The organism is Paenibacillus sp. FSL H8-0079 (assembly GCF_037991315.1).
Lineage (GTDB): Bacteria > Bacillota > Bacilli > Paenibacillales > Paenibacillaceae > Paenibacillus.
Genome location: NZ_CP150300.1, coordinates 6,200,674 through 6,222,954, shown reverse-complemented (window position 1 = coordinate 6,222,954; position 22,281 = coordinate 6,200,674). Strand labels below are relative to the sequence as shown.

The 22,281-nt window shown below is 46.7% G+C and carries 16 protein-coding genes; 13 read left to right on the top strand and 3 right to left on the bottom strand.

Annotated features, from left to right (window positions below; all coding sequences use genetic code 11):
- The first annotated feature begins 8 nt into the window (after positions 1 to 8).
- The 5 genes from MHI06_RS27730 to MHI06_RS27710 all read left to right on the top strand — a co-directional run bounded on the left by MHI06_RS27730 (position 9) and on the right by MHI06_RS27710 (position 5,759).
- Positions 9 to 947, top strand: a complete 939-nt coding sequence (locus tag MHI06_RS27730; protein WP_340399747.1) for a nucleoside hydrolase — start codon at positions 9 to 11, stop codon at positions 945 to 947.
- A gap of 203 nt (positions 948 to 1,150) precedes the next feature.
- A complete protein-coding gene (locus MHI06_RS27725) occupies positions 1,151 to 1,972 on the top strand; it encodes an ABC transporter permease (RefSeq protein ID WP_036612869.1) in 822 nt (273 codons plus the stop codon).
- Between the two features lie 4 nt (positions 1,973 to 1,976).
- Entirely contained in the window at positions 1,977 to 2,768 is a 792-nt protein-coding gene (locus tag MHI06_RS27720; protein WP_340399746.1) for an ABC transporter permease, read from the top strand.
- Positions 2,769 to 2,786: 18 nt separating this feature from the next.
- Complete coding sequence (locus tag MHI06_RS27715; RefSeq protein WP_169479883.1) at positions 2,787 to 3,845, top strand: ABC transporter ATP-binding protein; 1,059 nt, start codon at positions 2,787 to 2,789, stop codon at positions 3,843 to 3,845.
- A 174-nt stretch (positions 3,846 to 4,019) separates the two neighbouring features.
- Positions 4,020 to 5,759 carry an adenine deaminase C-terminal domain-containing protein gene (locus MHI06_RS27710; protein WP_340399745.1) on the top strand — a complete coding sequence of 580 codons (1,740 nt, stop codon included), beginning with the start codon at positions 4,020 to 4,022 and terminating at the stop codon, positions 5,757 to 5,759.
- A 144-nt stretch (positions 5,760 to 5,903) separates the two neighbouring features.
- On the opposite strand, the gene MHI06_RS27705 is transcribed toward MHI06_RS27710, so the two are convergent.
- Both MHI06_RS27705 and MHI06_RS27700 read right to left on the bottom strand, forming a co-directional pair.
- Positions 5,904 to 7,234, bottom strand: a protein-coding gene (locus tag MHI06_RS27705; protein ID WP_340402059.1) for an IS3 family transposase whose coding sequence is annotated in 2 segments (ribosomal slippage) — positions 5,904 to 6,853 and positions 6,853 to 7,234 — 1,332 coding nt in all. Because the reading frame shifts where the segments join, the coding sequence is not laid out codon by codon here.
- A 172-nt stretch (positions 7,235 to 7,406) separates the two neighbouring features.
- Positions 7,407 to 7,592 (bottom strand): hypothetical protein, encoded by a 186-nt coding sequence (locus tag MHI06_RS27700; protein WP_076332428.1) that lies wholly within the window; start codon positions 7,590 to 7,592, stop codon positions 7,407 to 7,409.
- Between the two features lie 283 nt (positions 7,593 to 7,875).
- Between MHI06_RS27700 and MHI06_RS27695 the strand changes: the two genes are divergently transcribed.
- The 4 genes from MHI06_RS27695 (at position 7,876) to MHI06_RS27680 (ending at position 11,438) form a co-directional block, all read left to right on the top strand.
- Complete coding sequence (locus tag MHI06_RS27695; protein ID WP_340399744.1) at positions 7,876 to 8,613, top strand: HAD family hydrolase; 738 nt, start codon at positions 7,876 to 7,878, stop codon at positions 8,611 to 8,613.
- 383 nt (positions 8,614 to 8,996) lie between these two features.
- Complete coding sequence (locus MHI06_RS27690; RefSeq protein WP_340399743.1) at positions 8,997 to 9,476, top strand: DNA starvation/stationary phase protection protein; 480 nt, start codon at positions 8,997 to 8,999, stop codon at positions 9,474 to 9,476.
- A 127-nt stretch (positions 9,477 to 9,603) separates the two neighbouring features.
- Positions 9,604 to 10,815 carry a nitric oxide synthase oxygenase gene (locus MHI06_RS27685; protein ID WP_340399742.1) on the top strand — a complete coding sequence of 404 codons (1,212 nt, stop codon included), beginning with the start codon at positions 9,604 to 9,606 and terminating at the stop codon, positions 10,813 to 10,815.
- 155 nt (positions 10,816 to 10,970) lie between these two features.
- The gene (locus MHI06_RS27680) at positions 10,971 to 11,438 is read left to right on the top strand and encodes an NUDIX domain-containing protein (RefSeq protein ID WP_340399741.1); all 468 of its coding nucleotides are present in this window, start codon (positions 10,971 to 10,973) and stop codon (positions 11,436 to 11,438) included.
- A 154-nt stretch (positions 11,439 to 11,592) separates the two neighbouring features.
- On the opposite strand, the gene MHI06_RS27675 is transcribed toward MHI06_RS27680, so the two are convergent.
- A complete protein-coding gene (locus MHI06_RS27675; RefSeq protein WP_340399739.1) occupies positions 11,593 to 12,954 on the bottom strand; it encodes an MFS transporter in 1,362 nt (453 codons plus the stop codon).
- A 193-nt stretch (positions 12,955 to 13,147) separates the two neighbouring features.
- Here MHI06_RS27675 and MHI06_RS27670 point away from each other — a divergent pair, with 193 nt between their 5' ends.
- The 4 genes from MHI06_RS27670 to MHI06_RS27655 all read left to right on the top strand — a co-directional run bounded on the left by MHI06_RS27670 (position 13,148) and on the right by MHI06_RS27655 (position 22,013).
- The gene (locus MHI06_RS27670) at positions 13,148 to 14,302 is read left to right on the top strand and encodes a response regulator (protein WP_340399738.1); all 1,155 of its coding nucleotides are present in this window, start codon (positions 13,148 to 13,150) and stop codon (positions 14,300 to 14,302) included.
- Positions 14,299 to 17,352 (top strand): ATP-binding protein, encoded by a 3,054-nt coding sequence (locus tag MHI06_RS27665; RefSeq protein ID WP_340399737.1) that lies wholly within the window; start codon positions 14,299 to 14,301, stop codon positions 17,350 to 17,352. Before MHI06_RS27670 ends, MHI06_RS27665 begins: the two co-directional genes overlap by 4 nt.
- A gap of 250 nt (positions 17,353 to 17,602) precedes the next feature.
- Positions 17,603 to 19,411, top strand: a complete 1,809-nt coding sequence (locus MHI06_RS27660; RefSeq protein WP_340399736.1) for an InlB B-repeat-containing protein — start codon at positions 17,603 to 17,605, stop codon at positions 19,409 to 19,411.
- A gap of 4 nt (positions 19,412 to 19,415) precedes the next feature.
- Positions 19,416 to 22,013 carry an S-layer homology domain-containing protein gene (locus MHI06_RS27655; RefSeq protein WP_340399735.1) on the top strand — a complete coding sequence of 866 codons (2,598 nt, stop codon included), beginning with the start codon at positions 19,416 to 19,418 and terminating at the stop codon, positions 22,011 to 22,013.
- The last annotated feature ends 268 nt before the right edge of the window (positions 22,014 to 22,281 follow it).

Here is a 22,281-nt window from a genome sequence, read left to right as displayed (position 1 = left end):
GAGAACGGATGAGTGAAGCGCAAAATCACATCATTCTGGACGTGGACACGGGGATTGACGATGCACTGGCGATTTTGCTGGCGGTCAAAAGCCGGAAGTTGGACATCCTCGGCATCACCACGGTCTGTGGGAACGTATCACTTCAGCAGGCAACAGAGAATACGTGCAAAATTCTTGAACTCGCGGGTGCACCAACGATTCCGGTCATTGCCGGAGCAGCTGGACCACTCACTCGCAAGTCGCATTATGAACATCGGGTACATGGACAAGATGGATTGGGCGGTGCGCTGCCTGATCCGGCCGTGTCTAAGAAAGCCGAGGAAGGTTTTGCGCCAGACTTTATCGTGGAACAAGCCAAGTTGTATCCAGGCGAACTGACATTAATTATGACCGCACCCTTAACGAACTTGGCCCTCGCGCTGATGAAGTGTCCTGAATTGCCTTCTTTATTGAAGGAAGTCATCTTCATGGGTGGCGTAGTTCGCGGACATGGCAACATTACACCGACAGCCGAGTATAACACATACGCTGATCCAGAGGCCGCACGCATCGTACTGCATGCAGGCATCGAGAAGCTTACCCAAGTCGGATTGGATGTGACGCGTCAAACATTGCTGAATGAAGCAACGATTGAGCGTCTCACTGATCCTGCACTGCGCGCATACGTTGCTCAAAGCACGGAGATTTACATCAACCGTTACGAACAAATGAACGGCGTCCGCGCTTGCGCTTTACATGATCCACTAGCCGTGGGCGTAGCCCTTGCCCCGGAACTGGTAGGACGCAAATCGTATTACGTCGATGTCGAAACCGCCAGCCGCCTGTGCGATGGCCAGATGGTATGCGACTTCCAAAACCGTTTGGGCGAGCAGCCCAACACCCTCGTCTGCGAAACCGTAGATGCGGAAGCATTCCTTGAACTGTTTATCAACGCATTAAACGCGTAGTTGCTCTGCCCAATAAGATATTTATACGATTGCGGAGAGTGCAGAACCGATCTGGAGAAGCGAAGCGTTCCCCTTTATCCCCCGATTTTCACCTATGAAAATGAATCAAAAAATCGGGGGATAACAGGGATCGAAGGACGGTACTGCAGTCGGAGTACTCAAGTATCAATCTCGAATTAAATTTACAAGTCAGGAGTATCGCGATGAAGAAATCAGTAATCTACTGGCTATTGCTGCCGGGATTCGTATTTTTGGCGGCATTTATGATCATTCCGATTGTCCTGACGATCGGGTCGACGTTTTTCCAAGAAAACTCCTTCACGTTTGAAGGATACATGCATTTTTTCAGAGATCCATACTTTTTGAAAATATTGCTTACGACGCTGCAAGTCAGCGTGGTCACCACCATCGTCTGTGTGGTGCTCGGATTCCCGACAGCTTATTATATCTCGCAGAAAGCGCCACGCCGCAAAGGCATTTTGCTGGCACTGGCGATCTTCCCACTGCTGACGAGCCCGGTCGTGCGCTCGTTTAGCTGGATGATCATTCTTGGACGCAAAGGGCTGATCAATAATACCCTGGTTGGCCTGGGTATCGTGGACAAGCCGCTGGACATTCTGTACACGCCGGCAGCGATGATGATCGGTCTGACGCACCTGTTCCTGCCACTGATGATTATCTCTCTGGTCGGTGTGCTTGAGAACATTGACGGTGACCTGCTCAAAGCAGCACAAAGTCTGGGTGCATCGCGCATTACGGCATTCCGCCGGGTCGTGTTTCCACTGGCTGTGCCAGGGCTTGTGATCGGAGCCGTACTTGTCTTTGTCGGAAGCCTGACGGCGTATACCACACCTGCCCTCCTTGGAGGCAAGCAGCGTGTAATTGCTACGTTCCTGTATCAAAACGCCATGACCCTCAACGACTGGTATCTGGCCTCGGTTGTTGCCGCGATTATGATTGTAATTACATTTGTCGTGGTCGGTGTCATGAACAAAATGGCCAAAACTTTAAATCCGAAGGGGTAGACATATGCGGGAGAAACATATCGGGCTGGGCCTGTTCAGTCTGCTGGTCTTTATCTTTCTGCTGGGCCCGCTTCTGATCATATCGGTCACTTCGTTTGAACCGGGAACGGTACTCAAATTTCCGCCGGAAGGGTTCTCCTTCCGCTGGTATGAGAATATTTTCAACACAGGCGGATTCCTCCGCACATTCCAGACGTCCATCATCATTTCCTTACTGGGGAACTTGTTGGCACTGTTGCTCGGAGTACCGGCTGCGTATGCACTTAGTCGTTACGATTTCAAAGGCAAGTCCGTGCTGAATGCACTGTTCCTGTCCCCGGTGTTGATCCCGGGAATCGTGCTTGGTTTTACATTGATGAAATACCTGATCGTAATCTACCATCTGCCGATGTATCTCGGATTGTTGATTGGTCATACGATTATCATGCTTCCATTTATCATTCGGGTTATCGCGTCGAGTCTGTCGAGCTTTGACTTTGCAGTGGAAGAAGCTGCGCTGAGTCTTGGTGCGGGACGGGTAAGAACGTTCTTCACGATCGTGCTGCCTAATATCCGCTCAGGAATTATCGCTGCCGTGCTGATTGCCTTCCTGGAGTCCTTCAACAACGTGGACATCTCGGTGTTCATGACCGGACCAGGGGTAAGCACATTACCAATCCAGATGCTGACGTATGTGGAGAATTATTTTGACCCAACGATTGCAGCGATTTCCGTGCTATTGATGGTACTGACCGGACTCTTAATGTTCGTGATCGAACGGATCATGGGCGGATTTTCATACTTTACTAAACGTTAATTGGAGGCGCAGAACGCTATGGCATTGCTGACATTAGACCACGTATCCGTGGCATACGATAAGCAGACAATCCTGAAGGATTTTCAGTTGGAGCTGGAAAAAGGTAAACTGCTCTCCCTGCTCGGACCGAGCGGTTGCGGCAAAACAACTACGCTGCGCCTCATCGCCGGATTTCTGGAAGCATCACAGGGCAAGTTTATGTTCGGCGGCAAGGATTATACGAAGGTTCCGGCGAACAAGCGGAACTTCGGATTTGTATTTCAGAGTTATGCGTTATTCCCGCATCTGTCTGTTTATGACAACGTGGCCTTTGGCCTGCGGATGCGTAAGGTGAAAGACAAGGATATCTCTTCCCGTGTGATGCGAATCCTGGAAGTCGTTAACCTGAATGGATTTGAGAAACGTTTTCCACAAGAACTGTCCGGTGGACAGCGTCAGCGTGTGGCGATTGCCCGCGCACTGGTGATTGAGCCAGACTTGCTCTTGTTCGACGAACCGCTCAGTAACCTGGATGCCAACCTGCGTCTCAACATGCGGGTGGAGATTCGCCGCATTCAGCAAGAGCTGGGCATTACAACGTTATATGTCTCTCATGACCAGGAAGAGTGCTTCTCGATCTCGGATCAGGTAGCGATTATGAACAAAGGCGTGGTTGAGCAGCTCGACCGCCCGGAAACGATTTTCAAATATCCGGCAACGGAGTTTGTAGCACGATTCATCGGGTTCCATAATTTCATTGAATTCGCGGAGCGTACTGATGCAGGTGAAGTAATCACACTGAGCGCAGGTGGACGCACGTTTACAGCAACCGCTCATCCCGGAACAGCACGTCCCGGTGCCCGGAAAGGCGCAATTCGCCCGGATGATCTGATTGTTAGTGGAGATACCTCTGCGGATGTGGTGAACGCCTTGCCGGGCATTATCAAGGTCAGCACGTATCTGGGACGCAGTTATCAGTATGTGATCGAGACGGAACTCGGTGACTTTACAGCAAATCAAGAGATGGAAACACCGTACCTTAGTGGGCAGCGTGTTAGCCTGATTTTCCCACAGGACAAGCTTGTATTGGTAGAGTAGTCGTGAATGTAGGGATTAGCATCAAGTAATAAGAGCAGCAAAGAAGGCAATTCATGCGATGATTCCGGACGAGGCAGTGGTACACAATCAAGTACAGTGCATCTGATTAAAGTACAGGTTCATTGTTCAGTCCGGATCGCGGTGAAATGCTTGTGAAAAAGGAGATTATGCCCCATGCGTGCAGATCAACTAATTGTGAATGTACATGTGTATAACAGTTACTATAAACGGTTTGAAATGAATAACGTCGCTGTACTCGACGGCAGATTCCTATACGTTGGGCCCGGCGGACCGGAGATGATTCAGGCAGACGAAGTCATTGATGTGCGGGGAAGATACATGATTCCTGGCTTGATCGATATCCATCTGCATATCGAAAGTACAATGGTGACACCGGAAACCTTTTCCCATGGTCTGATTGGCTGCGGGGTAACATCCATTGTCGCAGAACCGCATGAGATGGCGAATGTGTTCGGACTGGAAGGTGTACAGGAGATGATGGCTGTGAGTCGGGAGACGACGGTGGACATGTTCTATGCGATCCCGAGTTCCGTTCCGGCAACCCCGATGGAGACAACAGGTGGTTCGATTGAAATCGAAGATATGGACGTGCTGCTCGCCACTGGCGAGATCATCTGTCTGGGCGAGATCATGAACTATGTCGATGTCATCCGTGATCCGGAGTGCAAGACAAACCAGATTTTACAGCATATTCGCAAAAACTATCCGGATCTTGTGATCGAAGGTCATACACCGAAACTGCTTGGACTCGATCTGCATCGACTGATCTATGCAGGTATTGATTCCGATCATACGCATCAGAGCATTGAGGGATTACAGGCGCGGATTGCGGCAGGTATGTTTATTGAAATTCAAGAGAAATCAATGACCCCGGAAGTCATGGAGTACCTGATTCAACATGATGTGGCGCAGCATTTCTGCTTTGTAACGGATGATGTGATGCCGGATTCACTGGTGGAGCATGGTCATCTGAATCATATCGTACGTAAAGCGATTCAGATGGGGATGCGTCCGGAAGATGCAATCTATGCAGCAACATCTACCCCTGCTTCCCGGATGAAAATGACCGATCGTGGCAGCGTAGCCCCAGGCAAAGTGGCCGATTATGTGTTGTTATCCAATCTGGAGGAGCTCTCTGTTGATCAGGTGTACAAAAACGGCCGCAAAGCTTATGACAATTCCGAACCGTATAAGCAAGAACGAGTAACTGGGCAATTTCCACCTCACTTCTATAAGAGTGTGCAGTTGGAGAAGCTGGATGTTGCAGATTTCGCAATTCAGTTGTCAGATCCGAAAGTGAGTGGATCAGGTGTTGATCTCGCTGATGAAGGTGAGTATCAATGTCGTGTCATGATGGTGAAGGATGGTTCTACTTTTGTGGAAGAACATATTGCACCGATTCAGTCTGCGGATGGTGAATTGCTATGGGAAGAAAGCGGATATGCACAGATCGCGACCTTTGAACGTTATGGCGTGAACGGCAATCGTGCACATGGTCTGATTGGTGGAGACACTATCAAACGCGGCGCCATTGCAACGACATATTCACATGATAATCACAACCTGCTGGTTGTAGGACGCAATCGTGAAGATATGATATTGGCAGCTAACACAGTGATTTCGAGTCAGGGTGGCTTCTGTGTGGTGGAAGACGGCAAGGTGTTGTCCCATCTGGAACTTCCCGTAGGTGGTATTTTGACGGAAGAACCACTGACAGTAGTGTCTCATCAAGTGAAGGAACTGAGAGCAGCGATGTTGTCTCTTGGGTACGTGCATTACAATCCGATCATGTCGATTAGCACGCACTCTCTTGCAGTAAGTCCGGCGCTGAAGATTACGGACCATGGCCTGATTGATGTGAATGCAGGTAAGGTTGTATCGTTAATTGTTTAAGTGGGATAGACATCTCTGGCGGTCTGCTTGCGATGATCCATTAGATTATTCGTTGTTATATCGCTTGTGTGTTTTATAAAAAAAAGAAGCCCCAGTTCACTCAGGTTAAAGTGTACCCTTTGTAAAGGACATTTTGAAAAAAAACTAGGCAACTTGTTGAAGCTGCTGTCTGTATTTTACAGGCGGCAGCTTTTTCAAATTCCATTGCCCTCGATAATGATTATAGTACGTCATATAACTCTTAATTTCTCGTTTTACTTCTTCTAATGTTTCGCATTCTTTGATATTCGTTTCATCCTTAAAATGCCCAAAGAATGATTCTTGGGGAGCGTTATCCCAACAGTTTCCTCGTCGTGACATGGATTGAGTTAACCCCATTTTTTTCACTACGGATTGGAATTGTGGGTTCGTATAATGAAAGCCTTGATCGGAATGGATTAACGCATCTTTTGTGATATGTCGGTGTTTCTTCAATTGATGAAGCGTGTTCAGCGCAATGTCTATGCGTAACGAAGAAGACACTTCATACGCTAAAATCTCATTCGTCTGTGCGTCTTTCATGGTTGATAAATAAGCTCGCTGGTTGCCTTTGTACGTTAAATAGGTGATGTCGGTTAATAACACCTTTCCCGCCTCGCCTGGCTTAAAATTGCGCTGTAATTCGTTTGGACATGTGCGATGTTCTTTCGTTGCTTTTGCCATTCTACGGGCTGGATTAGCCTTTCGAATGGGACAGATGATTTCAAATTTCTTCATGATCCGACGAATCCGCTTCAAGTTGTACGTCATCTTGTACTGATTTTCTAATGTCATTTTAATTTGGCGTGCTCCTTTTTTACGTCCACGGAATCGATAGGCCTTTAAAATCATTTCCTTTACCATCTCATCTGCTTCGGCTTCAGCTATACGCTTTTGCGCTGATTTTTCAGTGAAGTAATTGTAATAACCCGAACGTGATACTTCCATAATATCGCATAGATAGCTGACCAACCGCTTCAATTTATACGTTCTGATCGTCCGATAAATGAGTTCAAACTTCAGCTCTACAGCCACTTTTATTTCTTTTTCAACATCTGCCTTTCGAGTAGATCGAGCTTTTTTAGCAGTTCATTTTCCGCTCGTAACAATTGATTTTTTGCTTCTAATCGTTCAATCTTTTGTTCTAATGTTAATTCACGTTCCGAAGGGCGACCTGAATTCGTTTTACGTGTATCCTGTAAGCCTTCTACACCCGCTTCACGATACGAAGCACGCCAACGTTTTCCAGAAGAACGGACACGCTCTAAACCAATACATTCAACATCTAAGCCCGCTTCTTCAAAAATGTCTCGTGGCAGTTTACCCTGTTCATTTTGTGCAATGAAATGGCGCTTAAATTCATCGGTATACGTAATCGCCTTTTCACTAACAGCGATCACATTTGGATTCCGTTTTAGTTGTTCTTGTTCTTTCTTCGTCAGTAATCTTTTCGTCATAACATTTCCGCTCCAACATCGTTTTTTTTCATTATAAACAAAGTACCCTATAAGATGGGCTTTTTTCAAAGTGTCCATCTTATAGGGTACATTTTAGGTGAGCCGGGGCTTCTTTTTCACGGATTCATATTCGTATTATCATGTTCGTGTAATTATATAATCCGAAACCCGCTTATTTTAATTTCTCTGGATTTTTCACCTTAATGGAGACCACTTCCCCGCAATCCAAACAAACGGTATATACTCTTTCCGAACCAATTGACAATTTCTTATCCAATGGACGAAGATTGATGAAGTCGGATGCCTGTACGAAAGACGTGCTTCCACAATCGGTGCATTTCTTTACAGAAGTACTCATATGTTCATTCCACCTTTTTATCATTTTGGATGTGTTCTTTAATAAATTATATTCCAGTAACTGGGATGAGGCAATCACTGATTGTCCAAGGCTACTCAGATTTAATCATCCTTATTTTAACATATAAAGCCGTCCGATCAATGCTGGTCTAAGCTTTATTATGGGCACTGTTCTGGAGTAGAAGTGATCATGCAACAAATCCCTTTTGGACGAGGCATAGGATTACATATATAGTAATAAGAAGAGAATGCTTGAGACAGGAGCAGGAGGATCAGTAACAATTATGAATATAAAAAATGAAGCTAAAACGATATTTTTCGATGTGGATGATACGTTATATGATCACTTGCAGCCGCTTCGTGGCGCGTTGCAGGACGTTCTCGGCCTGCCGGATGATTTCCCTTATGCTGAGGCCTATCATCGTTTTCGTTATTATAGTGACTGGCTGTCTGCACAAGAAGATTTGTCCGCTGTACCAGAGCCGGATGCAGTGGAGCGAATGCGCCGTCGGAGGTTTGAGTTGACGATGGAAGAGTTCGGACTCCCCCTACAATCGGGACAGACTGAAGAACTGCAAGCACAGTATTTGAGCAGACAGTTCGAGATTGTACCTTTTGAAGGAGCATATGAGCTGATCAGAAGACTTCAGGCAGAGGGACATACCGTTGGTCTAATCACCAATGGAGAACGAGAGCATCAGCGGCGTAAGCTTGAAGCACTGGATGTGCTCAGTCTCGTGGACGAGCATCTGATTTTCATCTCCGGAACGACTGGTTATGCGAAGCCGGATCGCAGGTTGTTCGAATATGTGAGTAAACAGTCCGGGACAGATGCCCGTTCCAGCTATTACATCGGCGACTCGTGGCGTAATGATGTGGTAGGTGCAGTGGATGCAGGTTGGACAGTCATCTGGTTTAACCATCGGGAGGCGCTGCCTGAGTCCGATCATCAACCTCATTTTGTAGCACGGAGCTATGAAGAGATCAGTCGTATCCTGACTTTTGAGTTTGTTAAGCAATAAAATTGTACAGGTGGGTTCATGCAGTCCGATCATCTCGCGGAGATGAAGGGCTGTTTTTGCGTTATGTGCACTGTGAGAATATTCGCAGTATGTGAGCGTAATTAAAGGTATAAATAAAAAGTGGGATCTGGTGCAGGAAGTACTACACACCCTCATTAATCAGCCGTGTGGACAGTGTAACTCCACTTTTTGTAATGATATAGGATGAAGCTCAGCTTCATGGAATCTTCATGTACAAGACAGGGCAAAATCCTTCCCAAACAGGATATGCGGTGTTATAATTAAAACAAGATTTAGATTAAGTCTAAATTAAAATAAGCGAATCAAAGCAATCCATTATAAAATTCAAATTCTATTTTTATATTCGAGAGGGGATAAATTCCATGAGCACAATCCAAACTAGAAACAACACTTTTGCTAACAACGCCACAGCACTTCAAGAAGTTCTGAACCGTCAGATCGCAGGCTGGTCCGTACTGTACACGAAACTGCATAACTTCCACTGGTATGTCCAAGGACCTCATTTCTTCACATTGCATGCCAAATTCGAAGAACTGTACAACTTGGCTACGGCAAATATGGACGAAGTTGCAGAACGTTTGCTGGCTATTGGTGGACGTCCAGTGGCTACGATGGCTGAACAGCTGCGTCTGTCTCCAATTGAAGAGGCACAAGGACAGTTGTCTGCTGAGCGTATGGTAGAATCGGTAGTTGCTGATCTGCGCACAATGGTGGAAGTGATTCGTCAAGGCATTCACGAAGCAGGAGATGCGGAAGATAACGCAACGGAAGATATGCTGATTGGATTCACCGCTGCCCTGGATAAAGAGGTCTGGATGTTAACCGCATTTCTGGGCAAATAAGCAAAGTCACCCTACATCCTGACAACGATATGTAGAGTCCGTGAACAAAGTGTCCGTTCGCTTACAAATCCGGTGCGCTTGCCGTATAATGATGGCATTCAAGATGTACAGAATGGTGGAATGAACGATGCGGTCAGACCTGGAACAATTGCAGGAAGAAGCTGAACGGTTTATATATACTTGTTATGAAGAGCTGGGCCATTCGCGTGAAGACGCAGAGGCCCGGCTTGTTGCCGTTATGGGAGAGATCGAAGTAACCGGTACTTATGTGCATACCACTGAGGAATTGGAGCAGGGTTGTAAAATGGCATGGCGGAACAGCAACCGCTGCATCGGGCGGCTGTTCTGGGATAAATTGCGGATCGTGGATGCCCGTCACGCCGATACGGCAGGAACGGCAGCGGAAGCTGTGCTGAATCATATTCATATGGCATCCAACGGTGGCAAAGTAATCCCGATGATTACCATCCTTCCACCGGATGGGCCGAATGGAACTCCGGTACGACTCTGGAATCATCAGCTCATTCGTTATGCGGGATATGAGACAGAGCAAGGTATTATCGGAGATCCTGCTTCGGTGGAGCTGACCAAGGCGGCGATGTCACTTGGCTGGCAAGGGGCAGGTAGCCCCTATGATGTGTTACCGCTCATTATTCAGGCACAAGGACAAGCCCCAGAGTGGTATGTTGTGCCAGAAGAAGAGATTGTGGAAGTTCTTATTGAACATCCGGAGCAAGCGGAAATGGCCGAGCTGGGCATGCGCTGGTACGGTGTGCCGATGATTGCTGATATGCGACTGGAGATTGGCGGTATATCTTATCCAGCAGCACCATTCAATGGTTGGTATATGGGTACCGAGATCGGCGCCCGTAATCTGGCGGATACGTTCCGGTATAACAAGCTGCCTGCGGTGGCGGAAGCGTTTGGATTGAATACGTCGAGTGAAACGACGCTGTGGAAGGATCGTGCGTTAGTTGAGCTGAATGTGGCTGTGCTGCATTCGTTCAAAAAAGCAGGTGTGAGCATTGTGGATCACCACACGGCAGCAGCGCAATTTGCTATGTTTGAACAGCGGGAAGAGAAGGCTGGGCGAGAACTGACCGGAGATTGGGTGTGGCTGATTCCGCCAGTGTCCCCGGCGACGACACATATTTTCCACAGCTCCTATCGTAATGAGATCGTGAAGCCGAACTTTTTCCGTCAAGATCAGGCGTATACCCTGAAAGATGGCGTGGCATCTGCCGCAGAACTGCGAAGCAGTGAGCAGCAGAATGCACAGGTAGAGAATTCCCAGCCACAGGCCGGAGATACACCAATGAAATGCCCGTTTGCACATTAAATTGTGCAGACGGGTTATTTTTTGTGATTATTTTTATCCAAAAGAAGGGCTTTAAAATAGGAAAAAAATGAAAAGATTCTTTCTCTGTATGGAAATATATAACAACTTTATAATGAAGCCATGACTTTGACTTCACATAGGGGAGGGAACAATCCATGGGTTACATTGAAACGTTGCGAGGAATGGTTGGCAATGCTCCTATTATTTTGGTGAGACCGAGTATATTGATCTTGAACAAGACAGGTGAGATTCTATTGGTTCGACATCTGGATGATACGTGGGGAGTACCGGGTGGAAACATGGAGCTCGGCGAATCGGTGGAAGAGTCTGCAATGCGAGAGGTCAGAGAAGAGATTGGGATAGAGATCAAGAAACTTCATCTTTACGGCGTCTTCTCAGGAAAAGAGTTATATACGAAATTAAGAAATGGGCATGAATACTATAATGTGGTTATTGGATATATTTGTACGGAGTTTGAGGGAGAATTGAAGCCAGATGGGGTGGAAGTTTTTGAAGCAAAGTTTTACAAACCAACAGAACTACCTGATAGGACAGACCCTTACTTAAAAAGAAAAATCCAAGAAAATGCAGAGCATATAACAACATTGTGGGGAAAAATATAATTGAGAGGTTGCCACCGATTAATTGTGGAATTGTAATTTAACGAAGTGGAACTTGAAGCGAATAACACTTGTGCAGTTCGTTAGAAAATAATTATGCAATAAAGGGATGTCCTCCGATTCCGATTCATGACTTGTGGGACATCTCCTATTGCGGTTACACCCGCTTTGTCTTGTACCGACTGCGCATCGCAGCCTGAACTACAATGGCAGCAGCAATCAGCACCAAATTGAACACAAACACGGAGTACAGCGAGCTAACCTCCATAAGTAGCGCTGCAACCAGTGGAGATACGATGGAGCCGATCTCGGCCGCAGAGACAATTTTGCCTATGACAGAGCTTCGACTCTCGTCTGGGATGTGATCACCAATATGAGCAAAGAACGAATCCATATAACATGCACCGCCAACCCCGCCAATCAGCATGCCAACGTAGACCCATAGATGAGAGGACGTGCTTAGAAATACAACAACTTCGATTCCAATCAGGAACATGCCAAGCATGCAAAGTAATAGACGATCACCCAGCCGATCAGAGAGATAACCAACAAAGGGAGCAGCGGCAAGCGTAGAAATCCCGGAGACGGTGAAGGCGAGACTGGTGGCAAACGGGTCCCAGTGCATGATGTGAGCTGCATACAGTGCAAAATAGGTGAGAAATACGGCGTAGGCGCTCATCTCCAGAAAATGTACCGTACCGTAGCCAACAAGCTGTTGCCGCCGGGTAAGCCCTGTAGTTGGGCCAGACATTGTTGATTCGGGAGCTTGGTTGGATTGGGAGGTTAAGGAGGTATCCGCAGTTTGCGTATGCAGTGCATCAGATGTTGGTGAAGGTAAAGGAGGGGTGTCATCCGTGTGGAGCACCGAGTATCCTGAGCTATCAAGAGTTACTTGCTTAACGACAGCTGAAGGATCTTCTAATAGATGATCACTTAACGTATCCCCGGATTTAAGATTAGCTCTAGCTTGTGCCGTCGTCTTCATCCCCATCGCAGCAACCACGGCCATAAGACAGCATACGGTAACGAGCAGAAAAGGCACCGACAGTGGCCAATGCAATGCGAGCCAGCCACTTATGACCGGACCGAGCACCATGCCGCCACCCTCACTGCTGCTGATATAACCATTGTACAGGCCGCGGTTGTCTACACTGCCCCCATCCCCAATGATTGAACGCACGACTACGGTAAGGCCGGTGGAAGCGAGCCCTTGCAGCAACCGGAGCAGACCGAATAATACGGCAGCAGAAGACAGCGCGAAGCCACCCATACAGACCGCGAGCAGTAACAGCATGAGGATGAGCGCCTTTTTACCACCTAGTTTCTTATAAATTGCCGCTGCAGGAATGCCCCCAAGGACTTTACCTACATAAAAGAGTGCAAAAATAACCCCCATCATCCAGCCGGACAGGCCGAATTCTTCAATAAACAACGGAAACAGGGGCAGGATCATGAATCCGCCCATCTGACTAAGGAAACAAATCGTCATCAGCAAAGGCAGGTTACGACGAATATCCATGAGGCGCCTCCTATGCGTACTTATTGACTTTTTTCCGTCATCGTATACGCTGAACAGGAAGAACAGAAGAGCGTTATGGCACACCGATGAGTTATAATAGTGTACAGATAAAAACCATGTTTGATGCCTCGAATGACCCAAACTTTGGTTACTTACTCTCAAATTAACTATCCTGCACTAAGGAGATACCACGATGATTCGTGTAATGCTTATTGATGATGAAGAAGACGCACTCGATTTGTTGGAGATTCTACTCAAACAAGTTGGCAATGTATTGGTGGTTGGAAGGTTTATCAATCCGATTGAAGCAGTTAAGACACTGAGCCAGACTCCTGTTGATGCGGTGTTCCTGGATCAACAGATGCCAGGCATGAATGGAATGGAAGTCGCGCGGGAGATCAGGCGCATGACCCCGCATATGCCCATCGTATTCACGACCGCTTATGCGGAGTATGCTGTTGAAGCGTTTGAAGTCCAATCGATGGATTATCTTCTTAAGCCGTTCACCCTTGAACGATTACATAATGCGGTGGGGCGTATAAGACATTCTCTATCCAGCCCTGCCGCGCCTGAAAGCCACGAAGATTCTCCACTGATCCAGTGCCTTGGAGGATTCCATATCCAACTTCCGGGTCACGAGAAAAAGGTTCTGCCTTGGAAAACCAAAAAGGAAAAGGAACTTTGCGCATATTTGATCCATAATGCAGGAAAATCCTCTAGTACTTCTGCCATTCTGGAAGCCATTTGGCCAGGCTATGATCTAAAAAAGGCAAAGACGTATGTATACACCTGTCTTTCCTATTTAAGAAGAAGTCTTGCTGAGCACAATATTCCAATACGCATTCATAAAGCCAATCAAGGTTTTGTGGCAGATTGCGAGGCGGTGCAGATTGATGCGAAGGGATTCGAACAAATGTTAAGCCAGTATCCTTATGACACAAGGTTGGAAAAGGAATGGGATACTACCTTATATGACAGCATAAACCTGATTTACAAAGGGGAATACATGGAAGCTTGTGATTTCAGATGGGCTGAGGCGAGACGAATGGAGATTCAGTCTGCTTATGTTCGTGCACTTCGTAAATGGCATGTACATTTTCGCTTCCAGGGTCAGATAGCTCTAGCCGTAAATAGTCTGGAACGCATTCTGACCATTACTCCTGATTCGGAACAGGACGGGCGTGAGTTAATCAGAATGCATCTGGAAATGGGGAATCGAAATGAAGCCAACCGTGTGTGCTTACAGCTGGAAGACGCGGTATGTTCGCAGTTAGGAACTGAACTGGAAGAAGAGACACTGCAATTGATTAGACAAACTAAAGTCAATGCGTTGAGGCAGGGTTCATGAGAAAAAAAATTGCCGCGGCTCTGATCACTATTTTATTATTGGTCGCCACGTACAGCATTTTACTTACATACTTCTCAATGAATAAGAAAGAAGCTCTCACCGCCGTAAATGGTGTCATGGATTTAACGTCTTGGACATTCGCAGAAGATGGCATGATTCCCTTGAATGGGGAATGGGAGATATATCCGGACAGGCTGTTAACCCATCGTGATTTTTCCTCCTTTCTCATGGAAGATGCACTGAAGCCTTCCCGGATTATGGTACCAGGTTCGTGGTCTGGACTGATGCCAATGAATGGCATGGCAACTTATCGCTTGCAGCTGGAAATTAACGACAGGTACGCGAGTAGGATATATGGGATCAAAACGGCATCCATTGTCGTATCCAATAAATTGTACATGAATGGACAATTGGTCAGTTCTAGTGGGAATCCGGGTGAAAAAGGGGAGTACTCAGCCCTCAATAAACCCAATGTAAGCTATTTCATGCTGAAACCGGGTGTTAATGAAATATTACTTCAGGTAGCTAATCATGAATTCTTCGCCAGTAGCGGGATTATTGAACCCATTGTATTAGGTGAAGCTGATCAAATATCCGGGCTTCGTGACAAAGCTTTGGCTCATGATTGGATTACGGTAACCGCCTTTTTGATTATGGGTTTGTATTTTATCGGTTTATACTCTCAGAGACGACATGATCGTTCTCTTCTCGTATTTGGAATCGTGTGTGCGCTGATTGCCTTGTTTACAAGCGTCGGCGGTGAAAGAGTATTGTTCCAGATCGTTGGCCCATTGCCATTCTGGTTATATTTTCGTATTCAGATCGTATCTGCCGTGGGGGGCGCCTTTGGATTTTACCTCTACCTGTATACAGCTTTCCGTCCCTATGTTTTCAAACGGATCCTTCAAGGAGGATTGATGGTAGGCGGACTGCTCATCGTGCTTCACAGTTTGTTTGGACCTTTGTTAACTTTTGGTGCATTCCGACAGTTTACGACGTTCTATGTCACCTTTTCCTTGCTGTATGCAACATACGTATTCGTGCTGGCTGCTCTTGAGCGAGTTGCTGGCAGTGGATATTTGGCCTTAGCAGCTATGGCTCTGAATGTTCTGATATTGAAACAGAATATGAATTTCTACTTTGGCGTACCGGTTTATGAGCTTGCGCCGATTGAACCCTTTTTAGTACTCCTAATGCTAGCTCTGCTAATGTCGCTTCGCTTCTCCAATGCTTTTCATAAAATAGAGGTGTTATCAGAGCAATTGCTGGAAGTGGATCGCGTTAAGGATGACTTTCTTGCCCGAACTTCACATGAATTCAAGACACCACTTCATGTGGTTATGAATATTTCACGCTCTATGCTTAATGATGCTACATACCCTCCTACGGTTGAGCAGCGGGAAAAATTGCAGTTGATGACCGACATGACGAAAAGATTATCACAGCTGGTGTACGACATTTTGGACTTGTCCAAGCTGAGACAGGGCGAACTCAGAATGGTTCCAGCACCCATTGATATTCGTTCGGTTGTGGAGATGCAGGTGCGTTTTTACTCCTACCTTGCCGCTGAGCGCAAGATTCAACTGGTCAACCTGATTCCTGCTAATCTGCCTTCTGCATTGGCCGATGAGAATCGTCTAAGTCAGGTAATGGGCAATTTGCTGGATAATGCGATTAAGAATGCCGAGAACGGAAGTGTTGTAATAACAGGTAAAGAGAGTGGAGGCAAGCTTGAAATTGCAGTGCAGGATTCAGGCAGAGGCATCGAACCGCAAGATATTGAGCTGATCTTCCAACCGTTCAAGTCCCCCGGCGAGAGTCAGCAAAGCGGTTTTGGATTAGGGCTACCCATTGCCAAGCAACTGATTGAGCTACAGCACGGCACACTTAAGGTTTCTTCTACGCCTGGGGTTGGTTCTATCTTCACAATCACGATGCCCATCGCAGATCATAATAGTGCTGCGAAATCAATGCTTGCCAGCACTGAGGTGGTACCCAAGTCCAAAGGATATTCCTTCGATACACCATATTATTCAAATTATTCCGGGAAGCATACGGTTTTGATTGCTGATGACCAGTATGAGAATCTGAAGGTGCTGATTGATGCTCTACAAGTGCTCAATTATCGTGTGATCGCAGTCAAAAATGGACATGAGGCATTGGAGCAGATGCAACAATCCGGTAAAATCGATCTGGTTATTCTCGACTTGATGATGCCGGGCATGTCGGGTTATGAGGTATGCCAGCGCATTCGAGAACGATACTCGCCACTGGAACTACCCGTTCTTATGGTGACGGCGGCCATTCAACCGCAGGATAAGGTGGCCGCTTTTCAGGCAGGAGCGAATGATTATTTACCGAAGCCGTTTGATGTGGAGGAACTTAAGGCGAGAATCGGGAGCCTGCTGGCGATGAAAGAATCGCTCGGACGTGCGATCCATCTGGAAGTAGCCTTTCTGCAATCACAAATCAAGCCCCACTTTTTGTTCAACGTGTTAAATAGTATCGTGGCATCAAGTTATACGGATATCGAACGCGCACGGAGCATGATTGTGGATCTGGCGGATTACTTGCGCGGTAGCTTCCGATTCAGTAATGCGGATGAGCGGGTTGTTTTTACAGAGGAGTTTGAATTAATCCGTACCTATGTTGCCATTGAGCAGGCGCGTTTTAAGGATCGCATCCGCTTTGAAGCGGATATTGCAGATGGTGCTCATGATTTGCGTATCTTGCCGCTGCTGTTGCAGCCGTTGGTCGAAAATGCAATACGGCATGGCATCGGAGGACGGCCCGAGGGAGGAACGGTTACTTTGATTGCAGAGGTGTCGGCGGGGGATTGGAGATTTATTGTAGTCGATAATGGCGTTGGAATCGAACCGGAACGGTTGAAGTCGCTGCTGCATCGAGCTGAGATCCATGAGCCTCAAGGAGTAGGCTTGCTGAATATTAACAAAAGATTGATGCATGAATACGGCATTTCTCTAGAACTGGAGAGCGAGCTGGGAGAAGGAACGAAGGTTACTGTGCGCATCCCTACTGCCTTGCTCTAGCTGGTTCATCACCGAGAGCTCTTGAATTTCATGCAGAATATTGAACCCAACAGGGTCTCATCAATAGATGAGGCCTTTTTTGTCGAAATGTTGTGGTTTTTAAGGTTTTTTTAAGGTGACATTTTTTATACTGGGCATTAAGCAATGGGACAAAAGAATCAGCGGATATGAGGTGACTAATGAAGCATACCTGGAAAACACGGTATGACTTATTGATACTACAAATCTGCAAAAGGGAAGGAAGAGACAAATGAACATGAGTATCCTGAGCGCAAGAAAAACAGTAGGCATTATATTGGCTTTGGTATTAATCATCGGCTCTGTATCTGCATTCCAGACACGGGAGGCGGATCGCGCTTATGCCGCTTCAGGGATCTGGAAGCCGGTGGGCGACGAAGGGTTCTATAACGAATATATAAGTTATCCCAAGATGGCGATGGAAGATGGCATTCCCTATGTGACTTTTCAAGGCGTAAACGGCAGTTTAAATGTCATGAGGTATACAAGCACGGATGGCTGGAAGAAGCTCGATAATACAGGTATTAACGAACAAACATTCTATACTACCCCGATTACCATTCATAATGGGGTTCCTTACATCACCTACTCGGATAGATCACATAATTCCAGAGCAACGGTGTTGAAGTATAGCGAGGGGAGTGGGTGGACGCCTGTTGGCAATCCGAACGACGCCTTCTTCTCATCGGGTGCCTCTCCTGCGGTGGCATTAGACCAAAATGACGTGCCTTATATGGCTTATACCAATAATAAACAGTTGTTTGTTATGAAGCTTAATCAAACTACCGGCAACTGGGAGCCGTTTGGAGACAAAATCTATCTGGAAGACGTGCCTTCAGATATGTATATGGAAGTGAATGACGGAATTCCTATGTTTATCTATCAATATAACTATAACGGAACTCAAACCGTTATTATGAAATATTCGGAATCGAATGGATGGATTAAGTTAGGCAGTGGCGAGTTCAATTCCAATGTAAACAACCCCCTTTCGTATGCGATTTATAATGGTAAGCCATACCTCGCTATAACTGATAATACCAAGGGCAATCGGGCGACGGTTATTACTTATAACGAGCCGGGTGGCTGGATGCCTGTAGGGAATGAAGGTTTCTCTGCTGGAGCAGTCTCTTTTACAAGTTTAGCTTTTAGTGAAGACGGTACGCCTTTTATTTCTTTTCGAGATAATGTCAATTCCGCAAAAGCTACGGTGATGAAATACAGTCCGGATGATGGCGAATGGGAACGGGTGGGTAATGCAGGTTTCTCCGCTGGATTGGTCAATAATACGATGCTGGCCATAGATGATGGTGTGCCTTTCGTTGCTTATAAAGATAGCTTACATGGTCAAGGACTCACCATGATGAGGTTTGCAGAGGCCAGTACGGTGACCTACGACAGCAGTGGTGCATCCGTGGGCAGTGTGCCAATTGACAGCAATGTGTATGATAACCAGGCGAGCGTGACGGTATCCGGCAATACAGGCAACCTGGAGAAGTTAGGTTATGTCTTTGCTGGCTGGAATACTTCCGCAGATGGCAACGGAACGAATTATCTGCCGGGAGACACGTTTACGATCAGGAATGCAAGTGTCAAATTGTATGCCAAGTGGACAACGCCCAGCGTAACGGTGAGCTATCTGCCGGGAGAGCACGGAATGCTCAGCGGGATGGCTCAAGAGACAGTCTCTAACGGCGGTTCCCCGTCAGCAGTGCCGGCAGTAACACCCCACACTGGATACAGGTTCACGGGCTGGAGCAGCGATGGCGGGACAACCAAGCTTAGTAGTGAGGAACTCTCACTTACAATCATAAATACATCGATTATGTATACAGCGTTCTATGCACCAGAGATTATAAAGGGAGATGCTGATGGTGATGGTCGGGTTACTGCTGCGGATGCGTTGCTACTGACCAGATACCTCAAGGGCAAGATCACATTGACCCCGGAACAGCAGGATGCACTGGACATGAATGGTGATGGAGTATTGGATGAATTGGATGTACAGATGATTCTGCAAGCATATACAGGGAAGGGGTGAGCAGATGTATACATATTTTTTCACCAAACAAGCGAATCTCACTAGAAGGTTGGTGTCAATATTGCTGGTGGCGAGCATGCTGCTGTCCATGAGTATGACAGTAGAGGCTGCACCGGCAGTAACTAATGTGGTTGAGGTGGGTACTGCTTCGGGCTTACCGGGGGAAGAAGTCAGTATAGGGATATATGTAACGCCGGAAGATATGATTGAGAAGTTCGATATTGCGCTTGGATATGATGAAAATATGTTGGAATTGGTTTCAGGCAGTGAAGTCACGGATGAGATTGGAGTAGCCTCGAATGAAACGTATGAGATCATCACATCGACTCCCGGAATAATAGAATTGTCTGCGGAACTTTCAACGAACGCTTTATTTACAAAAGAACTCGTAGCAACGCTTCATTTCAAAATCAAGGATGATGTCAGTTCTGGAGACTTGGAGATCACTGTGGTGAAGCATGATCTGTATGAAGGGGGAATCCAAGCCGATGGTTCTTCCGGTATCGCCGGGAAAATTACGGTTATTGCCCCGCAGCCTACAGCACAGATCAATATTGGCTCGACAAGTGGCTCTGAAGGTGAAACGGTAGAAGTTCCGGTAACCGTGTCCGGTACAACAACCGGAATCGGCAGTTACAGTCTGCGGATCGATTACGATGCTGCTGCACTGGAAGTGCAGCATATTACGGAAGAAGCGGGTGACTATGTTGATTCAAATTATAATAACACGGCAGGTTGGCTGAAGGTGGCCTGGGCAGATAGTGATGGTGGTGACACACCAATTCAGAGTGGAGACAAGCTGTTCACGATCACCTTCAAGATTAGGGAAGAGGCAACCATAGAAGACAAGGCATTGACCGTTCAGACCGAAGACGTGCTGTATTTCTCTGTGACTACAGTAGATGGTATTGAAATGATTAAAACGTTGGTGCCTGGGAAAATAACGTTGCAGGGGCCGAGTCTTCCTGGCATTCCACAAAACCTGATTGCATCGGGTGGAGACAGCAAGGTGGATCTGAATTGGAATACAGTAACAGGAGCTACATACTATAACGTCTACCAATCGATGGACTCGAATTTCATCAACGAAGATGCAGTGGCGAAGGTATTTGACGGGACATACAGCGTGAACGGCCTTACTAACGGAACTACCTACTACTTTAAGGTCAAAGCGGGTAACAGGGTAGGCTTGAGTGAAGACTCGAATAAGGTGATGGTCACACCGATATCATCCGGCAGTAGCGGAGGGGGTACCGGAAATGGTGGCGGTAACAGTGGTAGCGGCAGTGGCTCTTCTTCACCAACGCCACCATCAGCTATAGTTACAACAACGGCGGCAGGGAGCGGAGCCGATATTCTGATCAATGGTAAGGCTGAGCGAGCGGGTATAATCACAACGATTGAGCGTGATAACCAGAAGATTACCACTCTAATTGTAGATCAGCAGAAATTGGAGGCTAGGCTGGCAACAGAAGGTCAAGGCGCTGTCATCACGATTCCGATCAGTGGCACATCGGAGGTAGTGATCGGTGAATTGAATGGTCAAATGGTGAAGAGTATGGTTAGCAAGGATGCTATTGTGGAGATTAGGACGGGACAGGCAATCTACAGAATTCCTGCAAAAGAAATCCGAATTAATTCCACTTTAAATCAGGCAGGATCTTCAGTTCATCTGGAAGATGTCAAGGTTCAGATCGAGATTGCCGTTCCGAAAAAAGATCAATTGAAGATGGTGGAGAACGCATTGGCAACAGCCAAACTATCGATGGTGGTTCCGCCACTGAATTTTACAATCCGAGTAGTTTATGGGGACAACGCGGAGGTCTTATCAAAATTTAATGCCTATGTACAACGTAATCTCTCCATCCCGGAAGGGGTAGATCGAACCAAGCTTACAACAGGCGTTGTGATTGATCCGGACGGAAGGGTTCGACATGTACCTACTAAAGTGATGAATATTGATGGGCAATATTATGCGCAAATCAATAGCTTAACCAATAGCATGTATGCTGTCGTATGGAACCCGGTTGAATTTGGCGATGTCACGACACACTGGTCCAAAGCGGCGGTGAATGACATGGGATCACGGTTAATTATCGAAGGGTTAGGCGGCGCAAACTTTAGCCCGGATCAGGAAGTTACCCGAGCCGAGTTCGCGGCAATCCTCGTACGTGGCCTGGGGCTTGTACAGGCGAAAGAGGAAGGAACAGTGCCGTTTACTGATGTTAATGGTTCGGACTGGCATCATTCAGCGATCAACACGGCCTATGTGTACCAGCTAATTGATGGTTATCAGGATGGTACGTTCCAGCCGACTGACAAGATTACGCGTGAACAGGCCATGGTGATCCTTACTAAAGCGATGATTCTTACCGGTCTGCACACTAATCCATCGGTAGTATCTTCGGCAGAAGTGCTATCTTCATTCAGGGATGCATCTCAAGTATCTCCATGGGCGCAAGCGGGTACTGCAGAAAGCGTGAAAGCTGGTGTAATTTCTGGCAGAAGCGAAGCAGCACTGTCACCCAAGGCGAACATGACTCGCGCTGAAGCAGCAACGATTATCCAAAGGCTTTTGCAAAAATCAGGTCTGATCGAGTAATATTCTGTTTCTGAAGTAAAGGTTTGAGTTGACGTTTTCATTCGTCTGTTTGTACTATAATAAGTGTATACGTAGCTTGAGTTAATGAAGCCACCGGAAGGTTCCTACCTATTGCCGGTGGTTTTTCTTGATTGCGCATTTTACCTGAATGTCTTTCAAAACGCAAAAAAATGAGTTACATTAACCTTATTCGAATCATGGCTGAATTAAAGTCGTGTATAATGGATAAGGTTTCTTAAGGTAAACCTCAAGTATAAGGGGGCGATGT